The 21,221-nt window shown below is 62.2% G+C and carries 19 protein-coding genes; 13 read left to right on the top strand and 6 right to left on the bottom strand.

The annotated features are described in order from the left end of the window. Nucleotides 1-24: 24 nt before the first annotated feature. Both CWI66_RS03285 and rapA read left to right on the top strand, forming a co-directional pair. Nucleotides 25-828, top strand: coding sequence for a TlpA disulfide reductase family protein (locus CWI66_RS03285; protein ID WP_081139268.1), 804 nt, complete (start codon nt 25-27; stop codon nt 826-828). Nucleotides 829-943: 115 nt separating this feature from the next. Continuing rightward, nucleotides 944-3,889 (top strand): RNA polymerase-associated protein RapA, encoded by a 2,946-nt coding sequence (rapA, locus tag CWI66_RS03280; RefSeq protein WP_100730923.1) that lies wholly within the window; start codon nt 944-946, stop codon nt 3,887-3,889. A gap of 19 nt (nt 3,890-3,908) precedes the next feature. On the opposite strand, the gene CWI66_RS03275 is transcribed toward rapA, so the two are convergent. Further along, nucleotides 3,909-4,811 (bottom strand): TIGR01777 family oxidoreductase, encoded by a 903-nt coding sequence (locus CWI66_RS03275; protein ID WP_016915754.1) that lies wholly within the window; start codon nt 4,809-4,811, stop codon nt 3,909-3,911. A 189-nt stretch (nt 4,812-5,000) separates the two neighbouring features. On the opposite strand from CWI66_RS03275, the gene CWI66_RS03270 reads away from it, so the two are divergent. The 9 genes from CWI66_RS03270 to CWI66_RS03230 all read left to right on the top strand — a co-directional run bounded on the left by CWI66_RS03270 (nt 5,001) and on the right by CWI66_RS03230 (nt 13,526). Beyond that, nucleotides 5,001-5,690, top strand: coding sequence for an FAD-dependent oxidoreductase (locus CWI66_RS03270; protein WP_100730955.1), 690 nt, complete (start codon nt 5,001-5,003; stop codon nt 5,688-5,690). Between the two features lie 191 nt (nt 5,691-5,881). After that, nucleotides 5,882-6,802 carry a MerR family transcriptional regulator gene (locus tag CWI66_RS03265; RefSeq protein ID WP_198517433.1) on the top strand — a complete coding sequence of 307 codons (921 nt, stop codon included), beginning with the start codon at nt 5,882-5,884 and terminating at the stop codon, nt 6,800-6,802. A 30-nt stretch (nt 6,803-6,832) separates the two neighbouring features. Further along, entirely contained in the window at nt 6,833-8,245 is a 1,413-nt protein-coding gene (phrB, locus tag CWI66_RS03260; protein ID WP_100730921.1) for a deoxyribodipyrimidine photo-lyase, read from the top strand. A 90-nt stretch (nt 8,246-8,335) separates the two neighbouring features. Beyond that, complete coding sequence (locus CWI66_RS03255; protein WP_100730920.1) at nt 8,336-8,773, top strand: nuclear transport factor 2 family protein; 438 nt, start codon at nt 8,336-8,338, stop codon at nt 8,771-8,773. Nucleotides 8,774-8,831: 58 nt separating this feature from the next. Next, nucleotides 8,832-9,617 carry an SDR family NAD(P)-dependent oxidoreductase gene (locus CWI66_RS03250; RefSeq protein WP_100730919.1) on the top strand — a complete coding sequence of 262 codons (786 nt, stop codon included), beginning with the start codon at nt 8,832-8,834 and terminating at the stop codon, nt 9,615-9,617. Continuing rightward, complete coding sequence (locus CWI66_RS03245; RefSeq protein WP_100730918.1) at nt 9,614-10,963, top strand: NAD(P)/FAD-dependent oxidoreductase; 1,350 nt, start codon at nt 9,614-9,616, stop codon at nt 10,961-10,963. The genes CWI66_RS03250 and CWI66_RS03245 overlap by 4 nt, the downstream gene beginning before the upstream one ends. Continuing rightward, nucleotides 10,960-11,724, top strand: a complete 765-nt coding sequence (locus tag CWI66_RS03240; protein ID WP_100730917.1) for a DUF1365 domain-containing protein — start codon at nt 10,960-10,962, stop codon at nt 11,722-11,724. The genes CWI66_RS03245 and CWI66_RS03240 overlap by 4 nt, the downstream gene beginning before the upstream one ends. Beyond that, entirely contained in the window at nt 11,721-12,989 is a 1,269-nt protein-coding gene (locus CWI66_RS03235) for an SAM-dependent methyltransferase (RefSeq protein WP_016915747.1), read from the top strand. Before CWI66_RS03240 ends, CWI66_RS03235 begins: the two co-directional genes overlap by 4 nt. 45 nt (nt 12,990-13,034) lie before the next feature. After that, nucleotides 13,035-13,526, top strand: coding sequence for a DUF2878 domain-containing protein (locus CWI66_RS03230; RefSeq protein WP_100730954.1), 492 nt, complete (start codon nt 13,035-13,037; stop codon nt 13,524-13,526). Here the strand turns inward: CWI66_RS03230 and CWI66_RS03225 are convergent, their stop codons facing one another. Next, entirely contained in the window at nt 13,527-15,365 is a 1,839-nt protein-coding gene (locus CWI66_RS03225; protein WP_100730916.1) for a putative bifunctional diguanylate cyclase/phosphodiesterase, read from the bottom strand. It lies immediately after the preceding gene. A gap of 278 nt (nt 15,366-15,643) precedes the next feature. Here CWI66_RS03225 and fabA point away from each other — a divergent pair, with 278 nt between their 5' ends. Then, nucleotides 15,644-16,159 (top strand): 3-hydroxyacyl-[acyl-carrier-protein] dehydratase FabA, encoded by a 516-nt coding sequence (gene fabA / locus CWI66_RS03220; RefSeq protein ID WP_016915744.1) that lies wholly within the window; start codon nt 15,644-15,646, stop codon nt 16,157-16,159. 12 nt (nt 16,160-16,171) lie between these two features. After that, complete coding sequence (fabB, locus tag CWI66_RS03215) at nt 16,172-17,389, top strand: beta-ketoacyl-ACP synthase I (protein ID WP_039180755.1); 1,218 nt, start codon at nt 16,172-16,174, stop codon at nt 17,387-17,389. Nucleotides 17,390-17,490: 101 nt separating this feature from the next. On the opposite strand, the gene CWI66_RS03210 is transcribed toward fabB, so the two are convergent. From CWI66_RS03210 to CWI66_RS03195, 4 genes are read right to left on the bottom strand one after another with little or no spacing between them, the layout of a single operon-like run. Further along, on the bottom strand, nt 17,491-18,216 hold the full coding sequence (locus CWI66_RS03210) for a lysophospholipid acyltransferase family protein (protein WP_081139220.1): 726 nt from the start codon (nt 18,214-18,216) through the stop codon (nt 17,491-17,493). Further along, complete coding sequence (locus tag CWI66_RS03205) at nt 18,213-19,109, bottom strand: sugar nucleotide-binding protein (protein WP_100730915.1); 897 nt, start codon at nt 19,107-19,109, stop codon at nt 18,213-18,215. The genes CWI66_RS03210 and CWI66_RS03205 overlap by 4 nt, the downstream gene beginning before the upstream one ends. Before the next feature lie 58 nt (nt 19,110-19,167). Beyond that, complete coding sequence (gene ssb, locus CWI66_RS03200; protein WP_081192103.1) at nt 19,168-19,779, bottom strand: single-stranded DNA-binding protein; 612 nt, start codon at nt 19,777-19,779, stop codon at nt 19,168-19,170. 41 nt (nt 19,780-19,820) lie between these two features. Further along, nucleotides 19,821-21,200, bottom strand: coding sequence for an MFS transporter (locus CWI66_RS03195; RefSeq protein WP_100730953.1), 1,380 nt, complete (start codon nt 21,198-21,200; stop codon nt 19,821-19,823). Nucleotides 21,201-21,221 lie beyond the last annotated feature (21 nt).

The raw sequence follows: 21,221 nt of genomic DNA, 5'->3' as shown, positions 1-21,221 counted from the left end.
GTGTACCTGCTTACGGACAAACTGATGAATGCCATTGCACTTGGCCCGCTGCTGATCTCGACGCCACGCCTCTACGCCCTGGGTGTAGCGCTCATTTTGCTGGTGAGCAGCCGTTATCTGCTGGGGCTGAGTACCCAGCAGCACACGCGCTGGTTCAACGGCTTGCTGCTGGTATGGCTGGTCGGCGCCCGTGCCGTGTTCGTCATTCTACACTGGGAGAGCTACAGTCAGGCGCCACTGGATATCCTCAAGCTGTGGCAGCCGGGTTTCAATGCCCTTGGCGGCCTGGTAGCGGGCCTGATATGGACCGCCTGGGTACTGCGTGAACGGCTGCTGGCCATGCTTGGCGGCCTGGCCATGACCGTGGGCGCGGCCAGCCTGTGGCTGGTCCTGGTCACTCTGGCACCGCTGGGGCCCACCTTTGCGGTGGCCTCCGTGCCGGACATCACCCTGGAAGACCTGGACGGCAACCCGGTGAATCTGGCCTCCCTCGATACGCAAGGTGACCTGCTGATGGTCAACCTGTGGGCCACCTGGTGCCCACCCTGCCTCCGCGAAATGCCGCTGCTGGAAGCCGCGGACCAGCGGGAGGGTGTCAGCGTGGTGGTGGTCAACCAGGGCGAAGACCTGCTGCCCATCGTGCGCTACCTGGATGAACAGCAGCTGGTGTTTCGTCATACACTGCGCGACCCTCGGCAGCTGCTGATGGCCGAATTCGCAGCCCCCGGCCTGCCCACGACCGTATTGTTCGACGCCCAAGGGCAAACACTGGACGTGCATGTCGGTGAACTCACCCGCGCTCACCTGGAGCGCTGGCTGAACGATTGACCATGATAGCCCTTAATCCCCTCGCTGCTTTGCGTTAGAATCCCCCGCCCTGTCTGCCACCGAGGCCCATTCCCGGTGGCGAGCGACCCGATTTTGACGACTTCCTCGAGGCATCATGAGCGATTTTTCTCCCGGCCAGCGCTGGATTAGCGACGGTGAGGCCGAGCTTGGGCTTGGCACCGTGCTTAACTGCGACGCCCGTAGCGTTACCATCTTGTTCAGTGCCAGCCAGGAAACCCGCACCTACAACACCCGCCAGGCGCCCCTCACCCGAGTCATGTTCGGCAGCGGTGACCGGGTCCTGTCAGCCGACGGCTGGCAGATGATCGTGGACGACAGCAAAGAGAGCCGTGGTCTGATCACCTACATCGGTGAAGACAGCGACGGCAACCTGCGCGAACTGCCAGAAGCACGCCTGGCCGACACCATGCAGTTCGACCAGGCCCGTGACCGCTTGCTGACCGGCCAGGTGGACCGCAACGACTGGTTCGACCTGCGTTTTCGTACCCTGCATCACTTTCAGCGTATCGAACAGCACAGCGCCTTGGGGTTTGCCGGGCCGCGCATCGACCTGATTCCCCACCAACTCTATATTGCCGACGAAGTCGCACGCCGCCACGCCCCCAGGGTGCTGCTGGCCGATGAAGTGGGGCTTGGCAAGACCATTGAAGCAGGCTTGATCCTCCACCGGCTGCTGCTGGCAGGCCGCGTAGAGCGCGCGCTGATTCTGGTGCCCGACAGCCTGACCCACCAGTGGCTGGTGGAGCTGTTGCGACGCTTCTCGCTGACCGTCACGCTGCTCGACGAGCACCAGAGCCAGGCCCACGGCAGCGCCAATCCGTTCGAGAGCGCCCAGCTGGTGCTGGCCAGCCAGGGCTGGCTGTTTGCCAATCGTCACCGTCAGGAGCAGGCCCTGGCCAGCCGCTTCGACCTGCTGATCGTCGACGAAGCGCATCACCTGGATTGGCATCCGGAGACCAGCGGCCCCGGCTACCTGTGCGTGGAGCAGCTGGCCGCCGAGATCCCCGGCCTGCTGCTGCTCACCGCCACCCCCGAGCAGATGGGCCAGGAGAGCCACTTTGCGCGGCTACGCCTGCTGGACCCGGAGCGCTACCACGACATCGAGCGCTTCAAGGACGAAGAGCAGCACTACGTCGCCGTGGCCAGCGCCATCGATGCGCTGGAGGAACTGCCCCAGACACCCAGCGCCCGCGAGCGCGTGGCCACCATCGCCGACGACCGCGACAGCCAGGCCCTGCTGGCGACGCTGTGCAACGCCGAGGCCAGCTCTGAACAACAGGACGCGGCCCGTGCCCAACTGCGCGATGCGCTGCTCGACCGTCACGGCACCGGGCGCGTCATGTTCCGCAACAGCCGACGCCACGTGGGCGGCTTCCCGGAGCGGCGGCTGCACCTGACCAAGCTGGAGCTGCCTTCCGCCTATCGCCGAGTGCTGCGCCGCCTGGAGCGCGACGAGGACTATCTGGACGAGCTGCTCATCGAAACCGGCATGGACCACCCGGACGTACTGATCTATCCGGATGCCATGTACCGCGAGCTGAGCAATGATCCGCTGAACGGTGAACCCTGGTGGCATATCGACCCCCGGGTCAACTGGCTGCTGGAAAAGCTCAGTGACGACAGCGAAGACGGTTTTGCCAACGACAAGGTGCTGGTCATTGCCCACCACCGCGAGACCGCCGAAGGACTGGCCGAAGGCCTGCGTGTGTTGGGCGGCTACCAGGCACCGGTCTTCCACGAAGGGCTGTCGCTGGTGGAGCGCGACCGCGCCGCCGCCGCCTTCGCCGACGAGGAAGATGGCTGCCAGGTGCTGGTGTGCTCCGAGATCGGCTCCGAAGGCCGCAACTTCCAGTTCTGTCGTCATCTGGTGATGTTCGACATGCCCCAGCACCCGGACCAGCTGGAGCAGCGGATTGGCCGCCTCGACCGGATTGGCCAACGCCACGCCATCGAGCTGCACGTCCCCAGCTTCATCGGCAGCCCGGGGGAGCGACTACAGCGCTGGTACGACGAAGGCATGGCCGCTTTCAGCGCGCCCCACGGCATTGGCAGCGACCTGTTCGACGCCTTTGGCGACGCGCTGGCCGATGCGCTGCTCGACGATGAGGCGCTCACCGAGATCATCGACGAAACCCACGCAATGTTCACCGCCAAACTGGCCGAGCGCGACGCGGGCCGCAACCGGTTGCTGGAGCTGAACGCCTGCCGCCCGGCCCAGGCGCAACAGGTCATTGATGCGGTACGTGAGCTGGATGAAGATCCGGCACTGCCCCGCTACGTGGAGCGTGCGCTGGATATATTCGGGGTCGATAGTCAGGAAATTGGCAATGGCCTGCTGCACCTACAGCCCAGCCAGCACATGCTGGACGGACTGCCGGGGCTGGTCAAAGGGGAAGAGGGCTTCTCTGCCACCTACAGCCGTGGCCAGGCCCTGGCGCGGGATGACGTGCAACGCCTCTCCTGGGAGCACCCGCTGCTGCGCGAGATGATGGGCCGCATTCTGGATGGCACCATGGGCAATACCGCCCTGGCGCTGCTGCGCCATCCGGCCATTCCCAGCGGTCGACTGATGGCCGAGCTGATCTTCCGTACCCACTGCCCTGCGCCTAAAGCGCTGCACCTGAACCGCTTTTTGCCCCCTACGGCCGTTCGGGTGCTGCTGGATGAGTCCGGGGCCAATCTGACCAGCAAGATCTCCTTTACCGGGCTGGGCAAAAACCTGCAGAAGGTCAACAAGTCGCTGGCCCGTGATCTGATCAAGAGCCGTCATGACCAGCTGCGCGACCTGCTGACCCAAGGAGAGAGCGAGGCCGAGCGGGAGCTGCCCAGCATCGTGGAAGCCGCCGAGACGCGCATGCGTGCTCAACTGGATGCCGAGCTGGCCCGCCTGACGGCGCTGGCAGAGCACAACCCGGCGGTGCGCAGCGAGGAGCTGGAAGCCCTCAAGCAGGAGCGCCAAGCGCTCAGCGATGCCATCGAAAACACTCGCCTGCGGCTCGACTCGGTGCGGGTCATCATCACCGTTGACCCGAACGCCTAGCCCAGCGGCTTGCTGGCGGCTAGAAAATGGCCGCCAGCGCTTTCGGTAGCGTCGGGTATTGAAAGCTGAATCCCTCCTCGAGCAGTCGTGCCGGTCGCATGTCCGCGCCGGTCAACAGCAGCTGTGACATCTCGCCAAAGCCTGCCTTCAACACGAAGGCAGGTACCGGGAGAATGGCGGGACGATGCAGCTGCCTGGCCAGCGTCTGGGTGAACTCGGCATTGGTCACCGGGTGCGGTGCGCTGCCGTTGAAAACGCCCGACAGACCAGAGCCGTTGATCAAGAAGATAATGGCAGCCACCAGATCGTCTCGATGGACCCAAGGCATGAACTGCTGACCATCGCCGAACCGCCCACCCAGCCCTAGCTTGAAAGGCGGCACCATTTTTTGCAGGGTGCCGCCGCCTGCCTCCAGCACCAGGCCTATGCGCAGAATGGCCAACCGAACCCCCAAAGCTTCCACCGGCCTGGCAGCGGCTTCCCACTGGGCACACAGCCGATGGGCAAACTCATCGTGGGGCGGGGTAGCCTCATCTACGACCTTGCTGCCCTGATCGCCGTAATACCCCATGGCCGAGCCACTGACCAGGACCGCAGGCAACGGCTGGCCGTTGGCCGCCAACTGCTCGCACAGCGCCACCAGCTGCTGGGTGCTGTCGACCCGCGAGCGAATCAGCCGCTCCTTTTGCGCGGCGCTCCAACGTTTGGCGGCTATCGACTCCCCTGCCAGGTTCACCAGCGCATCGGGGGGCGTATCGATAAATGCCTGCGCGCTGTCGCGAATATCACACTCGGGTGGCAGCTTTCCGCGCACCTTGTGGGGCGTGCGCGACACCACCTGCACGTCGTGCCCTTGGGCAATCAGCTGTGGACATAACCGCTGCCCCACGAATCCGCTGCCGCCGGTAATCAGTACTCGCATGGTATTACCTCCTGAAGCTGAATAGCCCCTGTATTCCGTCACCTATCCATCACTTATGGCAAAACGCCGTCGCTGGGTTCAGCGGGCGAGTCAACCATCCGTATTGCAACTTTTTAAATTGTACGATATCTATACATAACTGCTACAATAGAATCACTCTTCAACATGATGTCCACTTCGCGAGCTGCCATGCCCCAACACCTTGCTGCCCCCCCTGCGCTGACTCCACACGACGCCGTGGCCATCATCGGCGCAGGCATGTCAGGACTGGCCTGCGCCCACCTGCTGGCACAGCAAGGCGTGACGGTCAGCCTATTCGACAAGGCACGAGGGCCGGGTGGGCGCATGTCCAGCAAGGGCCGCCCCGCGGCGACGCTTGATCTGGGCGCTCAGGCATTTACCGTGCGCAATGCCGATTTCGCCCAACAGCTCGCCCAGTGGCAAGACGCAGGCTGCGTGGCCCCTTGGCCAACGTGCACTTATCAGGCTAGTGCATCCGGTTGGCAAACACACGATGACGGCAAGTGGCGTTATACCGGGGCTCCGCGCATGAGTGCGCTGACTCGGTATCTGATAGATGCCATCGCTCTTCATGCACACACGGCCCTCCTTTCGGAACCGCGTATCGTCGCGCTCGAAGCGGGTGGCGGATGGCGCATGGCATTTGAAAGACGCTGCAGGAAACCATCATGGGGCCTTCAGCCGCGTCGTCATCATCGCTGGCGATACGCCCAACCCGCCAAGCCAAACGGACAGGGATACCTATACAGCCAGCAAGGTATCGCACTATGCGGTGACAGCTGGAAAGGCAGCCGCGTCGAGGCTGCCTGGTTATCCGGCAATGGGCTGGGCAGGGCCTTAATAGGCCGGTCGGTCTAATGAATACCACGACAGGAGTACAGGAGCATGGAAGCCACAGAGGTTGTACCTAGCCGCCACAAGTTGTACAAAGGTGCCTATAATAGCGTGACGCTATCTCAGCGATTATCGGCTCATCGACGTAGCGACACGGCAATTACAGACAGACCCCTGCAATACCTGTTGCAGGCAACCAAGAGGCAATGGCGCCCATGAGCAACAAGGCGACCCACCCACCCGATACTCCGCTCTATCCGATTCGGGAAGTTTCCCGTCTGACGGGTGTGAACTCGGTCACCCTGCGCGCTTGGGAGCGACGCTACGGTTTGATTCGCCCGCAACGCACGCCAAAAGGCCATCGGCTTTATGCGCAGGACGACATCAGTCGCATCGAGCGTATCCTGCAGTGGCTCAACCGTGGCGTACCGGTCAGTCAGGTCGCCGACCTGCTGGACCAGCCGGAAACCGTGGAAGCCCCTGCACCGGATGCCGGTGACTGGGCCAGCCAGCGGCAGCAGCTGCAAGCCATCATCGAAGCGGTCGACCTGCCCAAACTCGAGGCGCTGTATCACCAAAGCCTGGCGCTCTACCCGCTCAGCGTGGCCATCAACGAACTTTGGCAGCCGGTCATTTTGAGCCTGGAAGCCAAATGGGCCGCTCAGCCGGACGACCTGGTGCGCCGCACCTTCGAATCCTTCCTGCGTAGCCAGGTGGGCATTCGCCTGCACTATGCCAACCAGGCTACCCGCGGCCCGCTGCTGCTGCTGACCGCCATGCCTGATGACCCGGGCCCGCTCTGGGTGCTGATGTGTGCGCTGATGGCCAGCGAACAGGGCTACCGTGTACAGCTGCTCGACCATTCGCTGGCACTGGAAGATCTGCCCCAGGCAGTATCGCGCCTGCACTCTTCCATGGTGTTGCTCTCCAGCGGTCAGCGCGAAAACGACCACTACATTCGGGTCGACCTGCCCAAGGCGGCCGAGCGTTTGGGCGTACCGATCGGCGTGTGCGGCGAAGTCGCCCGGCTGCGTGAAACAGAGCTGCGCGACGGCCCGGTACACATGCTGGGCGATGACCTGCCTCAGGCCGTGGCGCGTTTGCGCCCGCTGCTACGCGAGTCAGGTATTCTTTAGCACTCAACAGGACACGCCACGGGAGTGCGCATGGATCTGCAGTTGGTTTGGCTACGCAGTGACCTGCGTATTCACGATAACTCTGCCTTGGCGGCGGCTGCCGCCAAAGGCCCGGTGGTGGCCGTCTTTTTACGCAGCGTAAAGCAGTGGCGCGCCCATGGTCACGGCGCTAACAAGCTCGATTTCTGGGCACGCGGTGTGCATTCCCTCAAGGAGTCCTTGAGCGGTCTCAACATCCCGCTATTGCATCGCGATATCGATAGCTTCGATAAAGCCCCCGATGTGCTGCTCGCGCTAGCTCAAGAGCACGGCGTAAAGCAACTGCACTTCAATTACGAATATCCGCTGAACGAACAGCGCCGTGACCAGGCCGTCCTGAAAGCCTTCAAACACGCGGGTATTACGGCACAGGGCCACCACGATGCCATTGCCTTTGCGCCAGGCAGCCTGCTGACCGGCAAGGGCGATTACTATGGCGTCTTCACCCCCTTCGCCAAGGCGTGGCACAAGCAGATAACTCAGGAGCAGCTGGCACTACGCGATACGCCTCAGGCGCAGTCGCCTCTGGACCTGCCCAGTGATCCACTGCCCGCCCTCCCCGAGCTCGAGGACTCCCCCGTGGATGGCCGCCAATGGCCTGCGGGTGAAAACGCGGCCAGCGATCACCTGGAGCGCTTTCTACGCTTTCGTGGGCGGCACTACCAACGACAGCGCGACTTCCCCAACGTACGTGGTACCAGTGAGCTTTCGCCTTACCTGGCGCTGGGCATGATCTCGTATCGCCAATGTTTACAAGCCGTGATGAGCGAAAACGAGGGGCATCTGGCGGACGGGGACGCCGGACTCACCACTTGGGTCAGCGAGCTGATCTGGCGAGAGTTTTACCAGCATGTGGCCGTGGGCTTTCCTCAGGTGTGCCGACACCAACCCTTTCAGGAGCATACCCGCGATCTGGCCTGGCGTGACGACGATGAGGGGTTTGCAGCCTGGTGCGAAGGGCGCACTGGCTACCCCATCGTGGATGCGGCCATGCGCCAATTGGTGACGACCGGCTGGATGCACAACCGACTGCGTATGGTCACCGCCATGTTCTTGAGCAAGCATTTATTGATCGACTGGCGGCGTGGGGAAGCCTTTTTCATGCGCCATCTGGTCGATGGTGAATTTTGCGCCAACAACGGTGGCTGGCAGTGGGCGGCCTCCACGGGCACGGACGCTGCGCCCTACTTCCGTATCTTCAACCCCACCACCCAGTCAACGCGTTTCGACCCTGAAGGGGCCTTCATCGCCCACTGGCTACCAGAGCTGGCTTCCTTGCCCGCCAAGGCGCGTCATGCGCCACCACAGGACATGCTGAACCCGGTGGACTACCCGGCTCCCATCGTCGATCACAAGGCCGCCCGTCAACGTGCCCTGGACGCCTTCAAGGCCTTGTCGAAGTAGGCCAGATAAGCACTGCCCCCTGTCGGCGGCCCTCGCCGCCGATATCGCTGTTCCCCCCACGTGGCACCGTTACTCAACAAGGAATTCGTTATGAACAACGAACAGGCCTTGGCGCACTTTTGCGCCTTCTTCAATAAACTAGACAATACCTGTACAGAAAAACTATACGAGGTATATACTGAAGGAGTTGTTTTCAACGATCCGCTCCATCACATTGAGGGTAGGCAAGCACTGGAACGCTATTTCGCCACCATGTACGAGAACGTCACGCATTGCCAGTTCACTTATCACACCCAGCAAATTCAAGGTGATCAGGCGTTTGTCACATGGACCATGGCGTTCGTTCATCCTCGCCTTGCTGGCGGCCGACCCATTCAGGTCGACGGGTGCAGCGCCCTGACCTTCGACAATCGTGGAAAAGTGTTACGCCACCGTGACTACTTCGATGCCGGTGCCATGCTGTACGAACACCTGCCGCTCATGGGGCGCGTCATCCGCTGGCTGAAGAAGCGTCTGGAGCAGAATTGAAACAGGATTGCCACGCCGCACGCACATGGCGTGCTCACAGGGCCAAAGGAGTCACAGGATGAGCACATGGAAAACGCCCCAACGTATCTGGCTGACCGGCGCCACGTCCGGCATTGGCGAAGCGCTGGCCAAACGCTTGATCAGCGAAGGTCATCATGTGGTCGTCAGCGCCCGTAACCAGCAGGCGCTGGAAGCGCTCTGCCAAGGCGCGCCTCATGCCTACCCCTTGCCACTGGATATCAGCGACCAGCAGGCCGTACTCGCGGCAGGCAAGCAGATAGGCGAATGGCTGGGCGCGCTGGATCTCGCCCTGTTCAATGCCGGTACCTGTGAATATGTGGACGCTCGCCACTTCGACATGGCGTTGATCGAGCGGGTGTTCAAACCCAACCTGTTCGGCACGCTGTATGGCATCGAAGCGGCCTTGCCACTGCTGCGCGCGGCTCGACATGAGGGCAAGCCCGCCAGGCTGGCCGCTACCTCGAGCGCATCGGCCTACCTGCCGCTGCCCCGCGCCGAGGCTTACGGAGCTTCCAAGGCGGCGGTCAGCTATTTTCTGGAATCGCTGCGCCTGGATCTGCACCAGGAGGGTATCGATGTCAGCATCATCCACCCAGGCTTCGTGAAAACGCCTCTCACGGATCGCAACGACTTCCCCATGCCCATGCAGGTCAGCGCGGAAGAGGCGGCCAGCGCCATCATTGCCGGGCTGGTCAAGGGGCGGCTGGACATCCACTTCCCTCGCCGCTTTACCTACCTGGTGAAACTGCTGGGCATTCTGCCACCGGCACTACGACGAACGATTGGCCTGCGCATGACGCGGCAAACCGAGGAGCAATCATGAGCGGTATGGCATCACAGCGCATTGCCGTGATCGGCAGCGGCATCAGTGGCATGGCCGCGGGCTGGTATCTTTCGGCCCAGCACGAGGTGACGCTCTTCGAAGCCGATAGCCGTCTGGGAGGCCACACGGCCACCATGGATGTCGACGTCGAGGGCACGCCCTACGCCATCGACACAGGGTTCATCGTGTTCAACGATTGGACCTACCCGCATTTTCAACGCTTGCTGGAAACCCTCGGCGTCGCCAGCCAGGCCACCGAGATGAGCTTTTCGGTGCATGAGACAGCGGTAGATTTCGAATACAACGGGCACACGCTGGCTTCCCTGTTTGCCCAGCGACGCAACCTGCTCAACCCCTCGTTTTATCGCCTGCTGCGCGATATTCTGCGCTTCAACAAACAGGCTACCGCCGACCTGGAAAGCAAACGCTTGCCTGCCGACATGACGCTGGGAGAGTATCTGGACAGTCATGGTTACGGCAGTGCCTTTCAACGCCGCTACCTGCTGCCGATGGGAGCAGCCATCTGGTCCGCCAGCATTGGCGACCTGCGCGCGTTTCCGCTGACCTTCTTCGTGCGTTTCTTCCGCAACCATGGCTTGCTGTCGGTGAATCATCGTCCCCAGTGGTACACGCTGGTGGGCGGCTCTCGGCAGTACATTCCGCGGCTGACCGCCCCTTACGCATCGCGTATTCGCCTCAACACGCCGGTACAGCAGATCACCCGCAGCGCCGCAGGCGTCACCTTGACCACGGCCGCTGGTGAGGAGCATTTCGACCAGGTGGTGATTGCCTGTCACGCCGACCAGGCACTGGCCATGCTGGCCGATCCGTCCCCGGAAGAGCGCGACATCCTCTCCGCCATGCCGTACCAGGACAACGAGGTGGTGCTGCATACCGACACTCGGTTACTGCCCCGGCGTCAACGCGCCTGGGCCAGCTGGAACTATCGGCTGGATGGACGCGGTGCCGATGAGCGCGTCTCGGTCACCTACAACATGAATATCCTGCAGCGGCTACAGGCAGACACCACGTTTTGCGTTACGCTGAACGATAGCGACAGCATCGACCCAGCCAAAGTGCTGGGGCGCTATACCTATGCCCACCCGCAGTTCACTCTGGCCGGACAGGCAGCCCAGATGCGCCACGACGAGATCTCCTCCGTCGCCCGCCGCACCCATTTTTGCGGCGCCTACTGGCGCAACGGTTTCCACGAGGATGGGGTATGGAGCGCACTGCGTGTCGCTCAAGCGCTGGGCTGTGACGAAGCCCTGCCGCCGCCCACCGCGCCTGCCGCCCTGCCTGCCCACGAACTGACCCCTGGCAGCACCGGAGATGGGCTGGGATGATCGCCGCACCTCGCTCACGCATTTATCGTGGCACGTTGCGGCATCGCCGTTTCACGCCCAAGCACCACGCCTTCAGCTATCAGGTATGGATGGCATGGCTGGATCTGGACGAGCTGCCCACCCTGTTTGACGGCGTGCCTGGCTTCAGTGCCCGAGGCCCCGCCCTGGCACGCTTTCGCCGGGAGGACTATCTGGGGCCTGTTCACCTGCCATTGGAAACCGCCGTGCGCGAGGAGCTGACTCGCCAGCTGGGCAGTGCACCACAGGGGCGTATCTGCATGCTGACGCAGCTACGCACGCTGGGCACCTCCTTCAACCCCATTTCCGTGTATTACGTCTACGACCAGCAGGAGCGCTTGAGCGCCGTGCTGGGAGAGGTCACCAACATGCCCTGGCGAGAGCGCACCTGCTATGCCTGCCAGGTCGTGCCAGAGCGACACAGTCATCACGCCCAATTCGACAAGGCCATGCACGTCTCTCCCTTCAACCCAATGGAGATGACCTACCGCTGGAAATTCAACACGCCAGCGCAGCAGCTGTATCTGCACATGGAGAACTGGCAGCAGGAGCAGCGCCACTTTGACGCCACGCTCACCCTCGAGGCAGCGCCCGCTACCCGCGGCGTTCTGCTGTCCACGCTGGCAAGGCAGCCCTGGATGAGTCTGAAAACGGTCGCGGGAATCCATTTTGAAGCGCTACGCCTGTGGCTGAAGCGCGTCCCCGTTTATAACCACCCTAAGCGCAAGGAGACTTCAAAATGACGACCCTGCGTACGACACCGCCCAATAGCCAACCCACCCGACAGGACCGCTTCACGCGCTGGCTGAAGCCGCGCCTGATGGCACAGCTGGATGCCTTCCAGGGAGGACGCATTACCCTCATCGAGGGCAGCCAGTGCCACCACCTGGGCCAGGAAGGCCCCTTACAGGTCACCGTAGTGATCCGCCACTCTCGCGCCTGGAAGCGCCTCGCCTTTGGGGGCACCGTCGGCGCCGCCGAATCCTATATGGATGGCGACTGGGATGCCGACGACCTGGTGGCGCTGGTGCGCCTGTTTGCTGCCAACCTGGAGCAGGTCAACGGCAAGATGGAAAATGGCAGTGCACGCTTTACCCGCTGGGTGCTGGGCCTCGCCTACCGCTTCCAGCGCAATAGCGTGACCGGTTCAAAGCGCAACATTGCCGCACATTACGATATTGGTAATGACCTGTTTGCCACTTTTCTGGACCAACGCCACTGGATGTACTCCAGTGCCGTTTTCCCCTACCCGGAAGCCAGCCTGGAAGAGGCCTCTACCTACAAGCTCGACCTGATGCTCGAAAAGCTGGACGTGCAGCCAGAGCACCATCTGCTGGAAATCGGCACCGGCTGGGGCGGGCTGGCGATCCATGCCGCCAGAACACGCGGCTGCCGAGTCACCACCACCACCATCTCCGAAGAGCAGCATGCCCATACGGCCCGCCGCATCCAGGAAGAGGGGCTGGAAGACCGTATCACCCTGCTGAAGCAGGACTACCGCGAACTGACGGGGCACTTTGATCGGCTGATTTCAGTGGAAATGATCGAAGCCGTTGGCCATCAGTATCTGGATACTTACCTCGCCAAAATCGACAGCCTGCTGACCGACACCGGCCAGGCCATGCTGCAGGCCATCACCATTCGCGATCAGCGCTTCGAGGAGGCCAAGCGCGACATGGACTTCATCAAACGCTACATCTTTCCGGGCGGCTTTCTGCCCTCTCACCATGCCATGCTCTCCAGCCTGACGCGCAAGACCTCGCTGAACGTCATCGCACTGGACGAGATTGGCCCCCATTACGCGCGCACCTTGCGCGAATGGCGGCACCGCTTTGAAGCCCACCTGGATCAGGTGCAGCTGCAAGGTTATGACGAACGCTTCATCCGCATGTGGCGCTACTATCTTTGCTACTGCGAAGGCGGCTTCATCGAGCGCTCCATCGGCACGTGCCATTTGCTGCTGGCCAAGCCTGCCGCCAAACCTCTGCCGCTGACCGGAGCGCTCTAAGTGTCCATCCAGCTGCCTTTCAAGCCTTCGGGCTCGCTGCGTGGCATGCTGTTCAACGCCCTGCGTTTCGAAGCAGGCTGGCTGCTCTGCGTGCTGGGTGGCTCCTGGGTGGCCGCCGCGACGGGTGCCGCCTTGCTGAGCTGGCACGCATGGCGCTGTGCGCGCCCTGGAGAGTGGCGCTTCATTGCGGTGTTCGCGCTGCTGGGGCTAATACTGGATGGTGGCTTTCACTTGGCGGGCGGCTTCGACTTCCATGACGATGCGCTGATCGCCGGACTCTTGCCCGTATGGCTATGGATGCTGTGGCCACTGTTCGCCACGCTGGTCTTTCATTCGCTGGCCTGGCTATGGCGCTACCCGCTGATAGCAGCGGCCTGCGGCGCCGTCAGCGGACCACTTTCTTACCTGGGCGGGGCGGCCTTGGCAGGCGTCACCCTGGCTCCCTGGCTACTGCCTGCTCAGGCGGTTACCTGGGGGGCGCTCTGCTGGGGCATCAGCACTTACATGCGCCGCTATCGTGCCGATATCGTGAGCTGATCAGTTGGCCCCTTCCGCCAAGGGTAGCGGCACCCAGCGCTGCTCCAGCTCAGCGGCAGAGAGCGGCTTGGCAAAATAGAACCCTTGCACCAGGGTACAGCCCGCCTTGATCAGAAACTGGCACTGCGCCTGGGTTTCGACACCTTCCGCGACGACGTCGAGCCCCATCCCCGCCGCCATGGCAAGAACGGCTGTGACGATGGCGGCATCGGCCTGATCATGGGGCAGCTCGCGAATGAAGGCGCGGTCCAGTTTGATCTTGTCGACCGGCAGCCGTTTCAGGTAACCCAGCGACGAATAGCCCGTGCCGAAATCATCAATGGCAATGGCATACCCCTGATCGCGTAACGCCTGCAATCGCGGCCCCATGTCACCGGCACGCTCGTCGAGCAGCACCGACTCGGTCAGCTCCAGGCCGATCTGGGCAGGCTTTAGCTGATAGCGCTCCAGGCAGGTCGCCAACTGCGTTTCCAGATCGCCCTGAAACAGCTGCAGTGCCGAAATATTGATCCACACCGTGACCTTGGGCATGCCGCTGTTCTGCCAATGGGCCTGCTGGGCACAGGCTTTCTCGATGACCCAGCTGCCCAGCTCGGCCATCAGGCCATGCCGCTCGGCCAACGGAATGAAGTCCCCTGGTGAAATCATGCCGTCTTGCGGGTGGCGCCAACGCAGCAGTGCCTCCATGCCCATCAGCTCGCCGGTACCGGGATGATGCTGGGTCTGGTAGTGCAGCTCCAGCTGGTCTCCCGAAATCAGCGCCGCGCGCAGGTCACTCACCAACGCCAGTTGAGGGTTGTCCTGCTTGTCGAGCGCCGGTCGGAAACGCTGGCTATGGTTACGCCCCAGCCGCTTGGCGCTATACAGCGCGGACTCCAGACGCTGGAACAGTACGCCGGAATCACGCCCATCTTCGGGTGCCCGGCAACTGCCGATGGTGAGCCCCAGGCGCAGCGACTGGTCGTTGATTTCAAACGGGCGCCCCATATGGTCGCGCAAGGTCATGACCCACTTGTCATGGTCATCGAAGGTGGTGGTACGAATGACCATGAACTCATCGCCACCCAGCCGCCCCACGACACTGCCCGCCATGTAACTGGTCAATCGCTGCGCGAAGCGCGCCAGCAGGCGGTCCCCCTGCTCTACGCCCAGGCTGTCGTTGACCGATTTCAAGCCGTCTATATCGATCAGCGCAATATCCAGGCTCTCTCCCGCACGCAGGTGACGCAAGCGAGAGGCCATCAGGTCATGCAGGCGGCGGCGATTGGGCAGTCCGGTCAGGGGGTCTTCATAGCCGATGCGGCGCAGGTCGCGCTCGCGGGCCTTCTGCGCCGAAATATCGGCAAACAGACTGATGAAATGGGTGATATTGCCGCGACGGTCGGTGACGGCACGCACCTTCAGCCATTCAGGGTACTCGTCGCCATGCTTGCGGCGGTTCCACATCTCGCCTTCCCAACGTCCGGTAGCCTTCAGCGTGTTCCAGAAATTCTGATAGAAGGCTTTGTCGTGGCGCGGCGCGGCAAGGGTCTCCAACTTGCGGCCGACCATCTCCTGGCTGTCATATCCAGTAATATCGGTAAACGCAGGGTTGACCATCAGGACTCGGTTATCGACATCACTAATCACGATCGCGTCCCCTGCCAGCCCAATGGCATCGAGGGAAAGTCGCAAGCGCAAGCGCTGCTGGCGCACCTGGTGCCAGGCATCCCACAACCCCAGCGAGACCAGGCCGGCCACCACCATGCGCAGCGCGGCATCCGGGATCCAGACACAGGCAGGCAGCGCAGTCAGCGCCACCCAGACCAAAGGACGATTCATCGAGACAGGCAGCCACATGGCGTTTCTTGTTGTCCTATTCAGCAGTCACTACGTCGGCAACGGTATGGATGACATCATGCCGCCTTACCCCACCTCTGAATAGATCATATTACGTGAATCATCCGTTGATTAGACAATTTCGCGCACTAGGGTGTCTCCGCCGTACTCGACCATGGTCGCCAATGGCGGTCACGATGCGCCTTAAAAACACAGGATAAGACGCCTGCGGCGTGCATTCAGCGGTTGCGGGCAGTAGACTAGGTGCAACCACCATTTTTGACTTTCGGAACGATTCAGTGACCAAGCAACATTCCTTTGATCGCGAAGAACTGCTGGCCTGCTCACGCGGCGAGCTGTTTGGCCCTGGCAACGCACAGCTGCCTGCCCCCAACATGCTGATGCTTGACCGCATCATTCATATCCATGAAGAGGGGGGTGAGCACGGCAAGGGCGAATTGATCGCCGAGCTGGATATCACGCCTGACCTGTGGTTCTTTGACTGCCACTTCCCGGGCGATCCGGTCATGCCCGGCTGTCTGGGTCTGGATGCCATGTGGCAGCTGGTCGGCTTCTACCTTGGCTGGCTGGGCCACCCTGGCCGGGGCCGTGCCTTGGGCTGTGGCGACGTCAAGTTCAGCGGCCAGATTCTGCCCGATGCCAAAAAGGTAACCTACCGGATCAACGTGAAGCGCATCATTACGCGCCGACTGATTCTGGGCATTGCCGATGGCACCGTGTCCGTCGACGGGCGCGACATCTACCAGGCCAATGACCTGCGCGTTGGCCTATTCACCTCCACTGCGAATTTTTAACAGGAGGCTCCCATGCGACGAGTGGTAGTCACCGGCCTTGGCATCGTGTCCTGCCTGGGCAACGACCAGCAACAGGTCCTGGATGCGCTCAAGAGTGGGCGTAGCGGTATTCGGTTCAAGGAAGAGTACGCCGAGCGCGGCTTCAGAAGCCACGTGGCAGGCAGCGTCGATATCGACCTGGACGCACTGATCGATCGTAAGCTGCGCCGCTTCATGGGTGATGCAGCCGCCTATGCCTATGTCTCCATGGCCCAAGCCATCGAAGATTCAGGCCTGACCGAAGCGCAGGTTTCCAACGAGCGAACCGGCCTTATTGCCGGCTCTGGCGGCGCCTCCAGCGCCAACCAGGTAGAAGCCGCCGACGTCATGCGCGAAAAAGGCCTGCGTCGCGTCGGTCCTTACCGGGTCACCCGTACCATGGGCAGCACGGTCTCGGCGTGTCTGGCCACGCCGTTCAAGATCAAGGGCATCAACTACTCCATCTCCTCTGCCTGCGCCACCTCGGCTCACTGTATCGGCAGCGCCATGGAGCAGATTCAGCTAGGCAAGCAGGATGTCGTGTTTGCAGGCGGCGGTGAAGAAGAGCACTGGACGCTATCGTGCCTTTTCGATGCCATGGGGGCCTTGTCTACGCACTATAACGACACTCCTGAGCACGCTTCTCGCCCCTATGATCAAGCACGTGATGGCTTCGTCATCGCGGGCGGCGGCGGCATGCTGGTGCTGGAAGAGCTGGAACATGCCAAGGCACGCGGCGCCAAAATTTATGGCGAGCTGGTCGGCTACGGCGCAACCTCCGATGGCCATGACATGGTCGCGCCGTCTGGCGAAGGCGCCATGCGCTGCATGCGTCAGGCCATGGCGACCGTCGATGGCAGCATCGACTACATCAATACCCACGGCACCTCGACCCCCGTGGGCGATGTGGCCGAATTGAAGGCGATCCGTAGCGTCTTTGGCGACACAACGCCTGCCATGAGCTCTACCAAATCGTTGACGGGCCACTCGCTGGGCGCCACCGGCGTGCAAGAAGCGATCTACTCGCTGCTCATGATGCAGCACCGCTTCGTGGCGGCCTCGGCCAATGTCGAGCACCTGGACGAGCAAGCCGATGGTTTCGATATCGTGACCCAACGCCGCGATGACGCCACCATTGACCGCGTGCTGTCCAACAGCTTTGGCTTCGGCGGCACCAATGCCTGCCTGGTATTCCAGCGCTATAACGGCTGATCCGGTCTCAACGACCCACACAAACGGCGCCCAAGGGCGCCGTTTGTGTTGGTGCAGCGTGTGCGCTGTTTGTCAGGGCACTGGCTTTGGAGCAACGGCTTTTAAGGCCTGGGCACCTCGGAGATCTCGCGAAGCTGCCCTTCGATCCACGCCTCCACATCAGCCAATACTTCGTCTGGGGTACGCCCAGCGGTGTCGATGGGCGGGCCAATGCGCACACGCAGGACACCCGGGCGTTTGACCCACTGGCGACCCGGCCAACGCTCACCGGCATTGTGCGCCACCGGCAGCACCGGCACACCGGCACGGCAGGCGACCACGCTACCGCTCTTGTTGTAGCGCTTGCGCACACCAGGATCGACACGCGTGCCTTCCGGAAAGATCAGTACCGAAAGTCCGCCGTGTAAACGCTCCACCCCCTGCGTCAGCACCTGTTTCATGGCCCGAGCAGGCCTGGAGCGATCCAGGCTAATGGGACGTAGCAGGCGCAGCCCCCAGCCAAACACAGGGATACGCAGCAGCTCTCGCTTGAGCACCGTACAGACCGGCGGCTTCATGACCTGCAGGAACAGCGTTTCCCACTCACACTGGTGGTTGGCCTGAATGACGCAGGGTCCCGCAGGAATATGTTCGCGCCCTTGAATCTCGTAACGTACCCCACAGGCCAGCCGAAACCAGACCATCAGGAAGTAGTTGTAGAGGTTCAACAGACGATAGCGCGCCGCGAGGGGAAGAAACGGTGCCACGGGCAGGAACAGCACACCAATCAGCAGCATGGCTGAAAAATAGCCCAGATAAAATACCAGGCTGCGTACCACATTCATCAAGCGGACTCTCCTGTTCCAGTACCGGTGACGGTCGGCTGAGTGCGGGTCAGGCACCAGGCATCCAGCATCCGCCCCACCTCGAGCCGCCAGGGCTTTTGGTGCACGCCAAAGACGTCCAGCACACGGCGACAGTTCAGCACCCGCCGCAGCTTGGCATCGTGATGGTGGTTCAACGCCTGCACCTCACCCAGCTCGACCTCTTCGCCACGCCCCTCGAGATGGGTGGCCAGCTGGGTGCGCACCATGGAGACGAACGTAAACGCACTGACCGGCTCGGTACCTGCCAGGTGATACGCCCCCCAGGCATCGGCCCCGCAGGCTTGCTGCTGAAGCATGCCCACCAGCGCCATGGCCACGGCATCCGCCGAGGTAGGGCAGAAAATCACGTCTTCGGCCGCACGCACGGGCTGGCCTGCTACAAAGCTGTCGATGACTTCATTGAGCCAGGCATGGCTACCTTCCAGGGCGAACAGCGGCCCCAGCCGCACGATCAAGTGGCGGTGATACTCCGCGCGAATACGGTCACCGGTCTGCACCAGGCGGCGCAAACACTCATCACGGGGGGCCGGCACGACATGCTCGTCGATCGGGATCTCGAACCCCTCTTCGTAGAGCTGGTCGGACACGCACCACACCAGGGCAATGCCAGCCGCCTGACAGGCGTCGACACACTGGTCCACCGCATCAGCATGGGCATAGACATCGGCGGGCGTCATGCTGAGGGGATGCGACAGAGGCGGAATGATCACCGCCTCCGGGGCGATGGCCGCCAGCTGGTCTGGAGAAACGCTCACGCCCTGCTCAATCACCAACTCGGTATCCGAGCGCCGACTTGCCTCACGGGCCAATGCCAGGCTCAAGCAGTGTCCTGCATTCAGTATTAGCAGCTTCAAGACAGACCCCTTTTCTCAACCCGGTAGGGTGGCGGCAACGCCCAGCACGGCATGGCGATCAGAACGGAATTTCGTCGTCAAAATCGTCGAAGTTACCGGGATCCGGAGCGCCGTAGCTGCTGTTTTGCTGATGCGCAGGCGGCTGCTGCTGAGGCGCCGCGCCGCCACGCTGAGGCGCGGCATGCTGTTGCGGAGCGTAGCCACCCTGCTGAGGTGCCTGCTGAGGTGCCTGCTGAGGCGGCTGCTGGTAATGCTGTTGCGGCGGCGCAGACTGGGCTGGCGCTTGCTGGGCATAGCCACCCTGCGGCGCCCCCCCTCCCTGGTAGTCACCACTGCGACCATCCAGCATCTGCATGTCGTTGGCGACGATTTCAGTGCTGTAACGGTCCTGGCCATTCTGGTCCTGCCATTTACGCGTCTGCAGACGACCTTCGATATAGACTTTGGAGCCTTTTTTCAGGTACTGCTGGGCAATTTCAGCCGTCTTGTTGAAGAGCACCACGCGGTGCCATTCGGTACGCTCCTGCCGCTGGCCGCTCTGGCGATCCATCCAGGTGTCCGAGGTGGCCAGGTTCAGGTTGGCGACCGCTGTACCGGAAGGGGTGAAACGCACTTCCGGATCCTGGCCCAGATTACCGATCAGAATAACTTTGTTGATACCGCGCGCCATAAGGTCGCTCCTTGTCGTAAACGGTGATGGTCTCTCATTGATCAGGGCCGCGGTGGCGGAATCAACCGGGCCAGTGCCGCCTGATCAAGCTCTTTACGATTGACTTTCAAATATACCAGGCGCTCTTCCGGCACGACCATGACATCTTCGACACCCGCCACATCGGCCAGGTGCTCCATGAGTAGGTCCATGGCATCGGCCTGGGTATCCTGCAATGCCACCACTTCACTGGAGAGCGGCGGCGGTGACGGCATGCCGCACATGGCCAGCCACCAGCACAGCGCCAGCGCCGCGCAGCCGATGAACACCGCGTCCAGCCCCCATGTGTGCGCCAGCCAGCCCCCCAGGGTACCGCCCAAAAACGCGCCCAGGAACTGGCTGGTGGAGTAGACGCCCATGGCGGTGCCTTTTGCTCCGGCAGGCGCCAGTTTACTTAGCATGGATGGCAGCGTTGCCTCCAGCAAATTGAAGCCGGTAAAAAACACCAGCAGCCAGACAAACAGCCACTGCCCCTGGGAGAGCGGTAGCCCCAGCGCCGCCAAACTGAGCACGATGGCCCCAATGGCCAGCAGGCACATCAGTTTCATGCGCTGGCGCTTTTCGGCCACGATCACCAGCGGCACCATGGCGACAAACGACAGTCCCATGATGGCCAGATAGGCCAGTCCATGGTACTCCACCGCTACCCCGGCGTTCAGCAAGCGGAACGGCACGGCCACGAAAATGGCCATGAGCACCAGGTGCAGGGCAAAAATCGACACATCCAGACGCCACAAGTCCGAGCGGGTAATGACACGCTTGAATTGCTGACGGTCCAGCCCGACATCCCGGTGGCGCAGGCGCCTGGGCGCTGGCGGCACCCAGCGCCACAATACCAGCAAGCCCACCAACGTGAGCAGTGCCGTGAACCAGAACAGGCTCGACAGCCCTCCCCATGACGCCAGCCAGGGCCCCAGCACCATGGCAACGGCAAAGGACACACCGATGGAGAGGCCAATGGTCGCCATGGCAACGGTGCGTACCTGCTCGCGGGTCTGGTCGGCCAGCAGCGCCATGATCGCCGCCGCAATGGCACCACTCCCCTGCAGCGCGCGGCCGACGATCACGCCACCAATGGTATCCGCCGTGGCGGCCACGACGCTGCCTGCTGCAAAAATCAGCAGGCCCATGGCAATCACTCGCTTTCTACCGATCCGGTCGGACAGCCAGCCAAACGGAATCTGCAGAACGGCCTGGGTCAGGCCATACACGCCCAACGCCAGACCAACCAGTAACGGCGTCGCCCCTTCCAGCGTATCGGCATACAAGGCCAGCACCGGCAGCACCATGAAGAGTCCCAGCATGCGAGATGCGTAGAGACCGGCCAAGCCGCTGATGGCTCGGCGCTCGGCAGCCAGCAGCAGTGCAGAAACCTTGCGCATAGAACCCTTGTGTACGATGAG

Origin of the sequence: Halomonas sp. 141 (genome assembly GCF_002810305.1) — a bacterium.
Taxonomy (GTDB): Bacteria; Pseudomonadota; Gammaproteobacteria; order Pseudomonadales; family Halomonadaceae; genus Vreelandella; species Vreelandella stevensii.
This window is presented reverse-complemented; position numbering and strand designations above follow the sequence as displayed.